Consider the following 14,469-nt stretch of genomic DNA (forward strand, 5'->3'; position numbering starts at 1 on the left):
GCCCGAGGCCGACGCCGCCGAGCCGCTGGCCGAATGGGAGCAGGAACTGCTGGCCTCAGCAACGGCAACAGCGACCGCCACCGCCCCCGCCGCAGGAGCCGGGCCGGCCGAGGGCAACGTGCAAACCGAAGAGACCACGGAAGGCTGATATGGCGAAATTCACCGCTGCCGACGTCAAGCGGCTGCGCGAGGTGACCGGGGCCGGCATGCTCGACTGCAAGAACGCGCTGGCCGACAGTGACGGCGACTACGACAAAGCCGTCGAGGTGCTGCGCATCAAGGGCGCCAAGGACGTCGGCAAGCGCGCCGAGCGGGCCACCGCCGAAGGGCTGGTGGCAGCCAAAGACGGTGCGCTGATCGAATTGAACTCCGAGACCGACTTCGTCGCCAAGAACGCCGAATTCCAGGCACTGGCCGACAAAGTCGTATCCGCTGCAGCGGCGGCCAAGGCAACCGACGTCGACGCGCTGAAAGCCGCCTCAGTAGGCGACACCACCGTCGAGCAGGCGATTGCTGAGTTGTCGGCGAAAATCGGCGAGAAGCTCGAGCTGCGCCGGGTCGCATTCTTCGACGGCACCGTTGAAACCTACCTGCACAAGCGGGCCGCCGACCTGCCCCCGGCGGTGGGTGTGCTCGTCGAGTACACCGGCGGCGCTTCTGGATCCGGAGCCGATGCCGCACATGCCGTCGCGCTGCAGATCGCCGCGCTCAAAGCGCGTTACCTGAGCCGCGACGACGTCCCCGAAGACGTGGTGGCCAACGAACGCCGCATCGCCGAGGAAACCTCCCGTAACGAGGGCAAGCCTGAACAGGCGTTGCCCAAGATCGTCGAGGGCCGGCTGGGTGGTTTCTTCAAGGACGTCGTGCTGCTGGAACAGCCGTCGGTGTCCGACGGCAAGAAGACCGTCAAGTCGCTGCTCGACGACGCGGGCGTGACGTTGACGCGCTTCGCCCGGTTCGAGGTAGGCCAGGCCTGACGCATCCCGGCCAGCGCGACATGCGACATGTGCACGCCTTCGGTGATGACGCCCTCGGCGACTTGGACGCGGTCGCGGTCGCCGAGGCCGTCCGGGCCGGTCGGGTGTCGGCGGCTGAGGTCGTCGATGCGGCGATCGCCCGCACCGAAGCCGTCAACCCTGCCCTCAACGGTCTGGCGTACCGGGCGTTCGACCGGGCCCGTGCCGAAGCGAACGCACCGCCCCGGGAGGGCTTCTTCTGCGGCGTGCCCACTTTCGTCAAGGACAACGTCGACGTCGCGGGACTGCCGACGATGCGCGGCGCCGACGCGTGGCAACCGCGCCCGGCCCCGGCCGACGGCGATTTCGCCCGGCTCTACCTGGGTACCGGGCTGATCCCGCTGGGCAAGTCGCAAATGTCGGAGTTCGGGTTCAGTGCGTCGGCCGAGCATCCGCGGTTGGGGCCGGTGCGCAATCCGTGGAACACCGCGCACACGGCCGGTGCTTCGTCGTCGGGTTCGGGCGCCTTCATCGCCGCCGGAACGGTGCCGATCGCGCACGCCAACGATGGTGGCGGCTCGATCCGGATCCCGGCCGCCTGCAACGGGCTGGTCGGGCTGAAGCCGTCGCGCGGGCGGTTACCGCTCGACGCCGAATTGCGCCGGATGCCGGTCGGCATCGTCGCCAACGGTGTGCTGTCCCGATCGGTACGCGACACGGCGGCGTTTTACCGGGAAGCCGAGCGCCGTTGGCAGGATCGGCGGCTACGGCCCATCGGTGACGTCACCGGCCCGGGCAGGCAACGGCTGAAGATTGCGGTGCTGACCCGTTCGGTGGAGCGGGAGTGCAGTCCGGAAGTGCGGGACTTGACGCTGGAGAGCGCCGGGCTGCTCACCGAACTCGGCCACCACGTCGAGCGCATCGACAGCCCACCGGTTCCGGTGGGCTTCGCCAGCGACTTCGTGCTGTACTGGGCGCTGCTGGCGATGGCGCAGGTGCGGACAGGCCGTCGGGCGTTCGGCGCTTCCTTCGACCGCTCGCTGCTGGACAACCTGACATTGGGCTTGGATAGCCGGGCCATTCGCCACCTGCACCGGATGCCGGGGGTAATTCTGCGGCTGCGGGCAACCCGGCGGCGCACCGCCCGGTTCTTCCGCACCTATGACGCGGTGCTGACACCGACGCTCGCCGAGGAGACGCCGCTGATCGGCCACCTCGATCCGATGGCGGACTACCAGCAGATCATGGACCGGCTGATCGGCTGGGCGGCCTTCACCCCGCTGCAGAACGTCACCGGGGAACCTGCGATCTCGTTGCCGCTGGCGCAGTCAGCGGCCGGCCTGCCGGTCGGCATGATGCTGTCCGCCGATATCGGCCGCGAAGCACGGCTGCTCGAGCTGGCTTACGAGCTCGAAGAGGCCCGGCCCTGGGCGCACATCGCCTCGGCCGCGCAGGCCTGATACCGCCCGTCGGTAGGCAACCTCGGCGCTGTTATGTCTGTCCGCGCGTTCGAACGCACTGCGAGGCGCAACAACTCAAGCGCCGGCAAGCACCCATATCAATTTGCTTGACACATATCAGGCAGGTTGATATACCTGACACATGACTGATGTACAGGAATTCGATTTCGACTTCGACCCGGCTTACCGCGGTGAAGCAGCGGAGTTCGGTGCGGGCGCCCGGCCACCGTGGAGTCTCGGCGAACCTCAGCCGGAGATCGCGGCGTTGATCGACCAGGGCAAGATCACCGGCGAGGTGCTCGACGCCGGCTGCGGTGAAGCCGCGCTGTCCTTGCACCTGGCCGGCTTGGGGCATCGCACCGTCGGACTCGACGCGTCTCCCACCGCAATCAAGCTGGCCAAGGCCAAAGCCGCTGAGCAGGGCCTGGTCAACGCCTCCTTCGAGGTCGCCGACATCTCCTCGTTCACCGGCTATGACGGCCGATTCGACACCATCGTGGACAGCACCCTGTTTCACTCCATGCCGGTCGATCTGCGCGACGGCTACCAGCAGTCGATCGTTCGCGCCGCGGCGCCCGGCGCGCGCTACTTCGTGCTGGTTTTCGACCGCGCGGGCATGCCGGAGGGACCGGCCAACGCGGTGACCGAAGACGAACTGCGCCAAGCCGTCGCCAAGCACTGGGTCGTCGACGAGATCCGGACCGCCCGCATCTACGCGAACATCCCAGAGGGTGACTTTCCCTTTCCCGTGGACCTGCGTGACGAGGGCGACGGCCGCAAGTCCATGCCGGCGTGGCTGCTTTCCGCCCACCTGGGCTGACCATCGAACCGTGACAAACACCGCCGAACCGGCCGACCTTCAGGTCGGCCGGAGTTCGGTTAAAGGGCTACCGGTTACGGTTGAAGAAGACGACTACGTCACTTGCCTGCCGCCGCTTAAGACCGCAATAGTTCGATGAATTCCTCGAAGTGATCCAAGATGTCCTGTGGGTCGTCGTAGACCGCTGCCGCCCCGGCCTGTTCCAGCGCCTCACGAGCGACTCCACCAGTGAGCACCGCCACCGTCGGCACCCCGGCTCGCTTACCGGCTTCCATGTCCCACACCGCGTCACCGACGAAAATGGCCCGCTCCTCGTCGCGGCCGACCCGCTCGAGTGCGGTATTGACGATGTCCGGATCCGGCTTGGACTGCTCGGCGTCTGCGCTGGAGGTCACCTCGGACAGCAGGTCGTCGACGTCGAGCACCCTGCGCAGCAAGGAAAGGGTCTTCTCGCCCGCCGACGAGGCCAGCACATTGCGCCAGCCTTCGTCGGTCAGTTTTTCGAGCAGACCGCGAACGCCCGGCGTTGCGCGCAGGGTTGATTCAAACTCCGCGAAGTAGCGGCTGTGCCGTTCCTTCGCCTCGTCGCCGTGCTTCTCGGCCAAGTCCTCGCCGATCAGAGTCTTGACGAGTTCGTCGCCGGAGCGGCCGACAAGCCCTTGTATGCGCCAACCTGGCACCTCTTGGCCGACGTCGAGGAGCGCTCGATGCCAAGCCACCGCGTGATGGAAAACGGTGTCGACCAGGGTCCCGTCAAGGTCGAACAGCACAGCAGGCGCGTCGGCGGCAGAATCGGCCACGGCAACCCGTCCTTTCGTTTGTGTCCGGTGTCTGTACCCCCGTCGCTCGGCGGGAAACGCAGCTTCCGCACTTCCCGCGACGTCCGGCGCGGATTGCGCAGCACCCACTTCGGGTAACCGCCAACGAGACCGGACGCCGACGAAGGAGTGGTAGTGGCTGAAGCAGCGGAAGCCGGCGCGGCCGTGACCGACCGGGACGGGCAGGAAGCTGACGCCTACAGCGGCGACAATCCCCGCCCGCTGAGCGGCTATGTGGCGATCCTGATCATCTACAGCTCACTGGTGGCGGTGACGGCGGTGCTCGCCGCCGTAACCGGCCGCAAGCTGCCTGACCGGTGGCGTGTCATCGACCTGCTCACCGTCACTGCTGGCACGCACAAGCTGTCCCGCACGCTGACCAAAGATGCGGTGACCAGCCCGCTGCGGGCACCGTTCACCCATTACGCCGGCACCGGCGGTCCCGCCGAGGTGCAGGAAGAAACCCGACAGCAAAGCCAGCTGCGGCACAGCCTGGGGGAGTTGCTGACCTGCCCGTTCTGTCTGGACGTGTGGGTGGCCACCGCGTTCGTCATTGGACTGATCTTCGCCCCGCGGTTCACCCGACTGGTGGCGGGTAGCTTTACCGCTCTCACCGGCGCCGACTTCCTTCAGCTTGCTTACGCATGGGCGCAAAAGGCGGCCGAAGGGTGACTCGAACGACGACTTAGCCCGGACGATCGGGAAGAACAGGAGAGGTCATGCCCAAGACAACCAAGGGCGGCAAGCCGAAGAAGGATGAACTGCCCAGTACCTTGCAGCGGTCCAACGACAAAGCGCAGCGGACCTTCGCCAAGGCTCATGACGCCGCGGCCGATCAGTATGACAGCGAGGAGCGTGCCCATCGGGTGGCGTACTCGGCGGTCAAGCACAGTTACGAAAAGGTGGGCGACCATTGGGAGCCGAAGAAAAAACGCGGTCCCTCCGACAAGCGCGCTGAGGGCGGCGGCCCGCGGAACAGCGGCCCGTCCGCCGAAGGTGTGGACGCCAACGCCAGCAAGAAACATCTGCTGGATATCGCGCGCCGGCTCGATGTGCGCGGACGCTCCACGATGAGCAAGTCGGAGTTGGTCGACGCCATCAAGAAGCACAACCGTCGGGTTCGGGGTAAATAAACGCTTAACCATCCCCGCGCTCAACGTCGGCGACTGTCAACGGCAAGGCCAACTCCTCCAACGGGCGTCGTTCGGCGGGGATGCCGAGCCACAGCTCAATCAATCCTCCCACCGCCATCATGGCGGCTCCGATGAGGAACGACCACATCACCTGAGTGCGCTCTCCGGAATCGATCAGCTGCCCGAACAACACCGGTGCGCTGATGCCGCCGATCGCCGTACCGACGGCGTAGAAGAACGCTATCGCCAACGCTCTAGTCTCCATCGGGAAGATCTCACTGACAGTCAGATACGCTGCGCTAGCGCCCGCAGAGGCTAGGAAAAATGACACCGCGAGCACCGCGATGAGTGTCCCGGCACCGCCGGTGTGGCTGACGAAAAGCACCGCGAGGCCCACGATCACGACAGCTGAACCGATATAACACAGGGCGATCATCGGTTTGCGACCGATCGAGTCGAACAGACCCCCGAGCATGAGCGGGCCGGCGAAGTTTCCCAGCGCCCAGAGGATGATGAACAGCGGCACATGAGCGGAGGAGACGCCGTAGAACCCGCTCAACAGCGTGCCCAGGTTGAAAGTCACGCCGTTGATGATTTGATCGCGCACCTGCCTGAAGAATCTCGGGGAGTGTAGGAAGGCGAATCACGGGGTAAACCGGACTCTTACGCGGGGTGCACTACGACGTGTGAGGACTGACCGTCGACTATGCGGACCGCCTACCAACAGCAACTCGAGGCGCTGACAGCTCAGCTGGGCGAGATGTGTGGCATGGCCACTCGCGCGATCCGGCGTGCCACCGACGGGCTGCTGCAGGCTGATCTCGAGCGCGCTGAAAGCGTCATCCTCGGGCAAGAAGACATCGCGGCGATGAGTGCGCACGCGGAGGAAATTGCGTTGCGCCTGCTGGCGTTACAGGCGCCGGTGGCGGCCGATCTGCGGGCAGTGGTCAGCGCGCTGCAGATCGCGGCGGACATAGAACGGATGGGCGGGTTGGCGGCGCACATCGCCAAGATCGCGCGCCGCCGCTTTCCCAACCACGCGGTGCCCGCAGAGGTCGAAGGATATTTCGCCGAGATGGGCGCCGTGGCGGTTGCTTTGGGCACCGGCGCGTACGACGTGTTGTCGTCGCGCAACCCGTCCAAGGCGGCACAGATCCGCCGCGACGACGATGCAATGGACGACCTGCGCCGCCAGACGCTGAGTGTGCTCGTCGATCCCGGCTGGGAACACGGCGTGGCCGCCGCCGTCGACCTTGCTCTGCTGGGCCGGTTCTACGAGCGGTTCGCCGACCACGCGGTACAGATCGCCCGGCGAGTCATTTTCCAGGCCACCGGGGATCACCAGCATCCGTCGATACCGCTGTAGCCCGAAAGTTGTTCTAAAGAACCGGGCGCCCTCCGGTGACGGCGACGCGGGCACCGGATATGTAGCTGGCGTCGTCGGAAGCCAGTAGGACGTAGATGGGAGCCAGTTCGACCGGCTGGCCGGCGCGACCGAGCGGCACGGTGTCGCCGAACGACGCCACCTTGTCCGCGGGCATCGTCGACGGAATCAGCGGCGTCCATATCGGCCCGGGTGCCACGCTATTCACTCGAATTCCTCTGGCGCCCAGTAGTTGAGCAAGGCTCGCGGAGAAATTGGCGATGGCCGCCTTCGTCGCCGCGTAAGGCGCCAGGTGGGATTTGGTGTGTCGGAGTTGACCGATGAGCTGCCGATGATCGACGAGCCGGGCGGCATGTGCGGCAACGCCGCCTTGGTGAGGTAGAGTACCGACGTTGAGCCGGAAGGTGTAATCCCACTCGTCGTCGCTGATTTCGTCGAGGCTTTCGTGCATCATCTGATAGCCGGCGTTGTTGACGAGCACGTCGATGGAACCGAATTCCCCGGCGGCCCGGTCGACCACCGAACGGCAACGCATCTGCGGCCGGCGTCTTCGACGTAGTGCGCGACTTCTCGCGCATCGTCGTCCTCGTTGAGGTAGGCGATCAGTACGTCCGCGCCCTCGCGCGCATAGGCGATGGACACGGCTCGGCCGATCCCGCTGTCGCCGCCGGTGACGATCGCGTGCTTTCCGGTCAGCCTCCCTGTACCGGGGTAACTGGTTTCGCCGCAATCCGGAACCGGATCCATCTGACTTTGAACGCCCGGCGCGCTCTGTTGCTGCTCGTTGAGGCCCATGGCGTAATCCTCTCTGGGTCTTCTCACGGTCTCCTCAAGGCCCACTGAGCACTGTTCTGCTTGGCACGCACGCGTGTATGGATCGGTGATTGATAAACGGCGCTGTTCGCCGGTGTGCGTCAGGGCCGTTGCGGCGGGGGGCCGGCGCTCGGAACGTCGGGATCGTCGTCGGCCGGCGGCTCGGGGTCTCGCCACTCCTCAGCGCGGCTGGAGCGGTTGCCCTGCAAGGTTCCGCGCAACTCGTCCTTGAGCGCCTCGTCTTCTCGCGGGCTGTGCTTCGCACTGCCACGTTCCATCAGCGAACTTCCTTTCTCTTTTCGCGTGCCTCACGGTGCTTCTCCTCACCGCTGGGCTTACGAAGGTTTCAGTGGGTCGTGACCGATGGTCATCAATCGGTGCCGCCAATTCTCCTGACCGGCAGTCGGTTCGAGATCGTCTCGGCGTTGGGCGTGAACGCGGTCGACGACCCGTCGCATGGTCTTCTCGTCGTCCTCCGTCAGGTCGACGCGCCGCTTACCCAAGATGTGCAGCACTCGTTGACCGGTCACCGTGCCGGCCTGATCGGGCAGTTCCTCGGCCTCTTCGTGGGCCGAGCGGGTCCGCAGCCAATCCGCCAGTTCTCGCGAGGACATATTCACCACACGGTGGAACTCTTCCCACAACGCTGGATCGATGTCGACGTGCCGGGCCACGTTGTCACCTCCGCATCGGACTGCCAACGGCTACCCTGTCGGCACACCGGTTAATCACCGGCACTTCGTGTCTGCGAATACGTTTGCCACCGCAACTGGTGATTTCCAGGCGCCGCAGATGGCCGGAGGGCAAATAGGCAACGGCAAAAATAGGTGATTGCGAACCAGCTGCTCGCCTTGAATACGCGGCTGACTGCGTAGCTACGACCGAATTCGGCGCATCGGTATTCGAAAAGCGTTTAAACGTGCCATGCTTTGGTTATTGCGCAATATGTGTCTGGCGGTGCTCTAACTATGGGTGGCGCCGCGACAATGTCTCGAACACTCGATGGAAGGGGTTAACGTGACTTTTACCAAGGTCGCGATGAAAACTGCGATCGGCGCAGCCGGAATCGCATCTGTCACAATTTTCACAGCAGCAACTGCAGCCGCGGTGAATCCGACCGTTCAGGGGTTGGGCACCACCGAACAACTCGTTGACGGTCCGTTGGTCACCGCCTACACGGTGAGCAACTTGCAGCCGAGCAACACTGATGTCTTTCACTTGGGCCCGCCCGGACAGATTTGGCAAGCCGATGTCACTGCGACGGCGAACAGCGGCACCGTCACACCACTCGTCTTGGACTTCAATGCGCGTTCGGCCGACGGTACAAACTACCGGGTGATCGAAGAAGCTACGCCGGACGGCCTTAGCCCGGCACCGATCGTCCAAGGTGCGCAATCAGTCGGCAAGATCTACTTCAACGTCACCGGCACACCTCCCAACAGCGTCGTCTACAACGACGGAGCGGAGGACGTCCTGATCTGGACGGCTTCGTAGCACGGTTCAGGCCCGTGACCGCGGTTCAGCGGTCGAACCAGTGGACCTCCCCGCGTCGTCGGCGCGGGGAGGTTTCGTTTTCGCAGTGCTTTGCGGGCGGAGAGTTGGGTACACCTCAGGCATGAGTGAGACAGATCACCGGCCCGCCGAAGTTCGAAAGCAAGCGCAGCGCAATGCCGAGCAGGCCCGGGTTGCGATGGACGAGCGGCGCGAGCGCCAGGGCGGGGGATTCAGCGGCTGGGTGGCGAAGCGCGCCGGTGACTGGGAGCTGGCCGGGCAGGACGAAGCCACAATGCAGCGGCAGAAGTTCTTCTGGAATGTGCTGGTCGATTACTGGTTCCGGATGGAGATCGACGGCTGGGAGAACATTCCGGAGTCACCGGTGCTGTTGGTGGGAATCCATTCGGGCGCGCCGTTCGTCTGGGACGCGTGGACCGTCGGCCTGCAATGGTGGCGACGATTCGGCCAGGAACGCCCGCTGAACGGAACGGCGCACGACGCGCTGATGGCGATCCCCGGCATCGGCCGCTACTTCCGCTCGATGGGCGTGCTGCCGGCCGCTCCGGATGCCATCGCGACCGCGCTGGCCGAGGGGCACGATGTCGCGTTGTGGCCGGGCGGCGAAGTCGACTCGCTGCGGCCGTGGCGGGAGCGTGACCAGGCCAATCTGGCCGGTCGGAAAGGTTTTGTGAAGATGGCCATTAGCGCCGGGGTCCCTATCGTGCCCATCGCGACGGTCGGCGGCGCCGACGCCATGCCGGTGCTGATCCGCGGTGACCGGCTCTCGCAGGCGTTGCGGCTGGACAAGATTTTGCGGCTCAAAGTGTTTCCCCTGGCAGTCTCGCTGCCGTGGGGAATCGCCCCGGCGGCGCTTCCACAGCTGCCGCTGCCGGCGAAGATACGCACCCGCTTCATGCCCGCGGTCGAGCTGGACCAAGATCCGGGACGCGCCGACGACGACGAATACGTCGACCAGAAGTATCGCGAGGTGCAGGACAGCATCCAGCACGGAATGGACGCGCTCGCCCGCAAGCGCGCGCTCCCGCTGTTCGGCTGAAAGCGCGGGCCACAGAGGCCGATGAGCCCGGTCCGTTCTCGGACCGGGCTCATCGATTTCTGGCAGGTTCTAGTCTTGGTGCGACTGTTCCTTCTTCTCCGCGGACTTCGCACCACCGCGGGCCGATTCGGCTTCCGCTTCCTTCTTCGCCGCGTCACGCTGCGCCTCGGCCTTGTCCTGCTGGGCCGACCCCTCGCGGGCGAGATCGTCTTGGCCGGTCACGTTCCCGACGGCCTCTTTGGCCTTGCCTTTAACGTCCTCGACAACGCCGCGCACGCCTTCGGCCGGTCCGCTCTTGTCCTTGTCGTCCGACATGAACCCTCCTCATTTGCTCTGAGTTCGGTTGGTCAGACCGACCGTTTCGATCGGCCTCCAGCGGGGTCACCCCCGCCGCGTCTCGCCGCATTCCCGCCTCGCGGCAGGCTCAAACATAGCAAGCCGGTCAGGCTGCACTGACTTGTGGGTTTCCCCGTGGTGAGCGCGCCCAATCCAGTTCGCTGTGATCTGGCACACGCGCGCCGGAGGGTTTCTGCCGCGTTTGGCGCCGATCCGCGGCCGGGTATGCGATGGCGATGACATCGCTGTGGCGCGACCGGACCGGACCGACTCAGCAGACACACCAGCTCGACGGGGGGTCGTCGGCCGATGTGGTCGTCGTCGGCGCCGGCATCACCGGTCTCATCACCGCGGTGCTGCTGTCCCGCGCCGGCAAGAATGTGCTCGTCCTGGAAGCCCGCACCGCCGGTGCTGTCACGACCGGCAACACCACCGGAAAGATCAGCCTGCTGCAGGGCACGTCGTTGACCAAGATCGTGGCCCGTCACGGCGCTGATCTGGCCCGCGATTACGTCAAGGGCAGCCGCGAGGGCCAAGACTGGCTGCTGCGGTACTGCGAGCACAACGACATCCCAGTGCAGCGCGAGGCCGATTACACCTATGCGCAGTCGGCGAAAGAGGTACCGTCCGCGCGCGCCGAATTGACGGCCGCCCGCCTCGCCGGTCTCAACGCCGAGTGGGACGACGCCGCCGGCGTGCCCTTTCCGTATCACGGCGGTGTCCGATTGGACGATCAGGCGCAGTTCGATCCGATGCCTTTGCTGGACATGCTGATCAAAGAGCTCAGCGACCGCGGTGGCCGGCTGTCCGAAAGCGCCCGGGTACGGTCGCTGTCGCAGCACGGCGACCGGTTGCGGTTGCGCGTGCACACCGGCGATGAAAACGTTCAAGACGTTCAAGTCGACGCCGGACAAGTCGTGCTGGCCACCGGCATTCCGATTCTGGACCGTGGCGGGTTCTTCGCCAGGCTCAAGCCCAGCCGGTCCTACGCCTTCGCTTTCGAAGTTCCCGGTGACATCACCCGCCCGATGTTCATTTCGGCGGGCTCACCGACGAGGTCGGTGCGCTACGCCCCGACCAAGGACGGCGAGCGGCTCATCGTCGGCGGTGCCGGTCACACCGTGGGCCGGAAAAGTCCCACTGACGAGCTCGACAAGTTGTCCTCCTGGACCCAGGAGCACTTTCCGGGTGCCATCCAGACGCATTTCTGGTCAGCGCAGGACTATACGCCGATCGACCGGTTACCCTATGTCGGCCCGATTCTGCCCGGCAACGAAAAGATCTTCGTCGCAACGGGATTCAACAAGTGGGGCATGACCGGTGGCGCCGCCGCTGCGCTTCTGCTCAGCAGTCGGCTTCTGCGTGGGCGGATGGATTGGGCAAGGGCGTTCGCGGCTTGGAGCCCGCACGAGTTGACCGGCATCACCACCGCGGTGCAGGCCAATCTCGAAGTCGGATTTCATTTGACCAAGGGATGGGTGACGCCGCTGGCACGCACGGGCAGATCCGCGCCGGACAACGGTGGTGTGGTCACCGGTCCGCCGTGGCATCTGCAGGCTCGGTGCACGATTGATGGTGTGCAACATCAGGTTTCACCGGTCTGCCCACATTTGGGCGGCATAGTCAACTGGAACGACGCCAGCAAAGCCTGGGAATGCCCGTTGCACGGATCACGATTCGCGCCCGACGGCACCCTGCTGGAAGGGCCGGCCACCCAGGGATTGACGCGGTCCTGAACCCGCGCGCGGCGTCCGGCCCGGTCGGCGAATGTTTGACCGTCAAAGTGGCCGGGAAGTACTTCTCGCATGCCGACGCCAGCCGCGCGTAACGTTTTGCTCTGGCACGTACATGGCTCGTGGACGGAAGCCTTCGTACAGGGCCGGCACCACTACCTGCTGCCGGTCAACACCGCCAAAAATTCCGACGGTCGCGGACTGTGCGGGCGTCGCTGGCCCCGCGCACGCGAAGTGGAGGCCGAACGACTCGCCGAAGAGCCGATCGATGTCGCTGTGCTGCAACGGCCCGAAGAGCTCGAGTTGCTGGCGGCGTGGTCTGGCCGGCGCCCCGGTGTCGATTTCCCGGCCGTCTACGTCGAGCACAACGCGCCGCGGCCGTCGCCGACCGAAAGTCGTCACCCCATCGCGAACCGCAGCGACATCACCCTCGTCCATGTCACCGACTTCAACTGCCTGATGTGGGACAACGGTGTGGCGCGGACCGCTGTCATCACCCACGGCATCAAAGATCCCGGGGACCGCTACACCGGCGAACTGCCCGCCGCCGCGGCGATGGTCAACGAACCGGTTCGGCGCAACCGGGTCGTGGGCACCGATTTGCTGAGGCGGCTGTCGGCTTCGGTTCCGATCGATGTGTGGGGAATGGGTACGCGCGACCTCAATCGGGTCGGTGCCGGCACCGACGATATGCGCGTGCACGGGCGCGGCGACGTTGCACCGCCGGCGCTGTTCGGAGAAGTGGCGCGTCGTCGGGTCTATCTGCACACCGCCCGCTGGACGTCGCTGGGAATCTCACTGCTGGAGGCGATGCACCTCGGCATGCCGGTGGTGGCGGTCGCCTCGACGATGGCTCCCCTGACGGTACCCAGTGAGGCCGGCGTCGTCAGCGCCGACGTGGGCATCCTCGGTGACGCACTGCGGCGCTACATCGCCGACCCGGAAGCCGCGCGCGCCGCCGGTAAGTCGGCGCGTCAGATCGCGCTCAAATACTTCGGCCTCGACCGGTTCCTGCAGGAGTGGGACCAGCTGATCGAGGAGGTGTGCGCATGAGTGCTGGCATGCAGCCGGCAGGCAAGGGCGGCCCCATGAGGATCGCCATGGTCTCCGAACATGCCAGCCCGTTGGCGGTGCTGGGCGGCGTCGACGCCGGCGGCCAGAACGTGCATGTGGCCGAGTTGTCGGCCGCGCTGGCCCGCCGCGGGCACGAGGTGGTGGTGTACACCCGACGGGACAGTTCCGACCTGCCCGAACGCGTACCGACTCCAGACGGTTACACCGTGGTGAACGTGCCGGCCGGACCGCCCGAGGCGCTGCCCAAAGACGAGTTGCTGGCGCACATGCCGGCCTTCGGCCAGTTCCTGGCCGACCACTGGCGGGACGAGCCGCCGGACGTCGCCCACGCCCATTTCTGGATGTCCGGCATCGCCACCACCCGCGCGGCCCGGCAACGCGACGTGCCCACCGTGCAGACCTTTCACGCTCTGGGCGTCGTGAAGCGTCGTCATCAGGGTGTGCAAGACACCAGTCCGCCGACCCGGCTGAAGTTGGAGCAGTCGATAGCGCGCAACGCCGACTGGGTGGCGGCGACGTGCACCGACGAGGTCTTCGAGCTGGCGCGGCTGGGACGGCCGCGCTCGCGGATCTCGGTGATCCCGTGCGGCGTCGACCTGTCCCGCTTCTGCCCCGAGCCCGTCGTCAGACACTATGGCCTGCGTCGCGTCGTGTCGGTGGGCAGATTGGTGCCGCGCAAGGGATTCGACATCATGATCCAGGCGATGCCGGCCGTTCCGGACGTCGAACTGGTGATCGTCGGAGGGCCGGATGTCAGTGCACTGGCCAACGACGCGGAGGCTCGCCGTCTTTCGGCGCTGGCCGGTGAATTGGGTGTTGCCGACCGGGTGCGGTTGTGCGGATCGGTGTCACGTGCGGCGATGCCCGCGGTGCTGCGCGGCGCCGACGTGGTGGCCTGCACGCCGTGGTATGAGCCGTTCGGCATCGTTCCGGTGGAGGCGATGGCGTGCGGGGTGCCGGTGCTGGCCACGGCGGTCGGCGGCATGCTCGACACAGTCGTCGACGGCATGACCGGTTTGCTGGTGTCGCCGAAGGATCCTTCGGCCTGCGCGGCCGGGCTCAACTGGATGCTGGCCGATCCGGCGAGGCTCGCCGAGTGGGGCGCGGCCGGGCGACGCCGGGCGGAGTCGCGCTATTCGTGGGACCGGATCGCCGCGGACACTTTGAAGGTGTATCAGCGTCTCGTTCCGGCCGGTAGGCCCGCCGCCGTATCGGTCAGGGGTCGCCAATCCGGTTGACACCGCTTTGCGAGAAGTGTTGTCTGACAGCTCAATTGGAGGACGCCTCGAGCAGGCGGACTTGGCGCTCCCACTCCGGAGGCAACACGCGGCGGTTGCGCAGTGCAGCCGGCAGCCGTGCCACCGCCTCGGCCGCGGCGCGCAGATGCGCCC

General features: G+C 65.9%; 15 protein-coding genes and 2 pseudogenes. 11 read left to right on the forward strand and 6 right to left on the reverse strand.

From position 1 onward, the window contains the following. Positions 1–149 precede the first annotated feature (149 nt). The 3 genes from tsf to WA317_RS21105 all read left to right on the forward strand — a co-directional run bounded on the left by tsf (position 150) and on the right by WA317_RS21105 (position 3,236). Positions 150–977 carry a translation elongation factor Ts gene (gene tsf, locus WA317_RS21095; RefSeq protein WP_425174880.1) on the forward strand — a complete coding sequence of 276 codons (828 nt, stop codon included), beginning with the start codon at positions 150–152 and terminating at the stop codon, positions 975–977. A 20-nt stretch (positions 978–997) separates the two neighbouring features. Continuing rightward, a complete protein-coding gene (locus WA317_RS21100; RefSeq protein WP_425174881.1) occupies positions 998–2,416 on the forward strand; it encodes an amidase in 1,419 nt (472 codons plus the stop codon). A 142-nt stretch (positions 2,417–2,558) separates the two neighbouring features. Then, a complete protein-coding gene (locus WA317_RS21105; protein WP_425174882.1) occupies positions 2,559–3,236 on the forward strand; it encodes a class I SAM-dependent methyltransferase in 678 nt (225 codons plus the stop codon). A gap of 116 nt (positions 3,237–3,352) precedes the next feature. Here the strand turns inward: WA317_RS21105 and WA317_RS21110 are convergent, their stop codons facing one another. Beyond that, positions 3,353–4,036: an HAD family hydrolase gene (locus WA317_RS21110; RefSeq protein WP_425174883.1), complete on the reverse strand. Its 684-nt coding sequence runs from the start codon at positions 4,034–4,036 to the stop codon at positions 3,353–3,355. Positions 4,037–4,189: 153 nt separating this feature from the next. On the opposite strand from WA317_RS21110, the gene WA317_RS21115 reads away from it, so the two are divergent. Both WA317_RS21115 and WA317_RS21120 read left to right on the forward strand, forming a co-directional pair. After that, positions 4,190–4,726 (forward strand): DUF1360 domain-containing protein, encoded by a 537-nt coding sequence (locus WA317_RS21115; RefSeq protein ID WP_425174884.1) that lies wholly within the window; start codon positions 4,190–4,192, stop codon positions 4,724–4,726. A 47-nt stretch (positions 4,727–4,773) separates the two neighbouring features. After that, positions 4,774–5,187: a ChaB family protein gene (locus WA317_RS21120; RefSeq protein ID WP_425174885.1), complete on the forward strand. Its 414-nt coding sequence runs from the start codon at positions 4,774–4,776 to the stop codon at positions 5,185–5,187. 4 nt (positions 5,188–5,191) lie between these two features. Here the strand turns inward: WA317_RS21120 and WA317_RS21125 are convergent. Next, positions 5,192–5,782, reverse strand: a pseudogene (locus tag WA317_RS21125) (MFS transporter); the annotation flags it as partial. Between the two features lie 111 nt (positions 5,783–5,893). Between WA317_RS21125 and phoU the strand changes: the two are divergent. Continuing rightward, on the forward strand, positions 5,894–6,553 hold the full coding sequence (gene phoU, locus WA317_RS21130; protein ID WP_425174886.1) for a phosphate signaling complex protein PhoU: 660 nt from the start codon (positions 5,894–5,896) through the stop codon (positions 6,551–6,553). A gap of 13 nt (positions 6,554–6,566) precedes the next feature. On the opposite strand, the pseudogene WA317_RS21135 reads toward phoU, so the two are convergent. The 3 genes and pseudogenes from WA317_RS21135 to WA317_RS21145 all read right to left on the reverse strand — a co-directional run bounded on the left by WA317_RS21135 (position 6,567) and on the right by WA317_RS21145 (position 8,058). Continuing rightward, positions 6,567–7,366 (reverse strand): annotated as a pseudogene (locus WA317_RS21135) (SDR family oxidoreductase). Between the two features lie 119 nt (positions 7,367–7,485). Beyond that, positions 7,486–7,662 (reverse strand): hypothetical protein, encoded by a 177-nt coding sequence (locus WA317_RS21140; protein WP_425174887.1) that lies wholly within the window; start codon positions 7,660–7,662, stop codon positions 7,486–7,488. A 57-nt stretch (positions 7,663–7,719) separates the two neighbouring features. Beyond that, positions 7,720–8,058, reverse strand: a complete 339-nt coding sequence (locus WA317_RS21145) for a DUF3140 domain-containing protein (protein WP_425174888.1) — start codon at positions 8,056–8,058, stop codon at positions 7,720–7,722. A 343-nt stretch (positions 8,059–8,401) separates the two neighbouring features. Between WA317_RS21145 and WA317_RS21150 the strand changes: the two genes are divergently transcribed. Together WA317_RS21150 and WA317_RS21155 are read left to right on the forward strand one after the other, a co-directional pair. Then, complete coding sequence (locus tag WA317_RS21150) at positions 8,402–8,878, forward strand: MPT63 family protein (RefSeq protein WP_425174889.1); 477 nt, start codon at positions 8,402–8,404, stop codon at positions 8,876–8,878. Positions 8,879–8,999: 121 nt separating this feature from the next. Then, the gene (locus WA317_RS21155) at positions 9,000–9,935 is read left to right on the forward strand and encodes a lysophospholipid acyltransferase family protein (protein ID WP_425174890.1); all 936 of its coding nucleotides are present in this window, start codon (positions 9,000–9,002) and stop codon (positions 9,933–9,935) included. A 69-nt stretch (positions 9,936–10,004) separates the two neighbouring features. Here WA317_RS21155 and WA317_RS21160 read toward each other — a convergent pair whose 3' ends face one another. Continuing rightward, entirely contained in the window at positions 10,005–10,250 is a 246-nt protein-coding gene (locus WA317_RS21160; protein WP_425174891.1) for a CsbD family protein, read from the reverse strand. 257 nt (positions 10,251–10,507) lie between these two features. On the opposite strand from WA317_RS21160, the gene WA317_RS21165 reads away from it, so the two are divergent. From WA317_RS21165 to WA317_RS21175, 3 genes are all read left to right on the forward strand, one after another. Further along, complete coding sequence (locus tag WA317_RS21165; RefSeq protein WP_425174892.1) at positions 10,508–12,007, forward strand: FAD-dependent oxidoreductase; 1,500 nt, start codon at positions 10,508–10,510, stop codon at positions 12,005–12,007. Between the two features lie 69 nt (positions 12,008–12,076). Then, positions 12,077–13,057, forward strand: a complete 981-nt coding sequence (locus WA317_RS21170; protein ID WP_425174893.1) for a glycosyltransferase — start codon at positions 12,077–12,079, stop codon at positions 13,055–13,057. Between the two features lie 35 nt (positions 13,058–13,092). Continuing rightward, entirely contained in the window at positions 13,093–14,316 is a 1,224-nt protein-coding gene (locus WA317_RS21175) for a glycosyltransferase (protein WP_425174894.1), read from the forward strand. Positions 14,317–14,469: the final 153 nt, after the last annotated feature.

Source organism: Mycobacterium sp., assembly GCF_049802695.1.
GTDB lineage: Bacteria > Actinomycetota > Actinomycetes > Mycobacteriales > Mycobacteriaceae > Mycobacterium.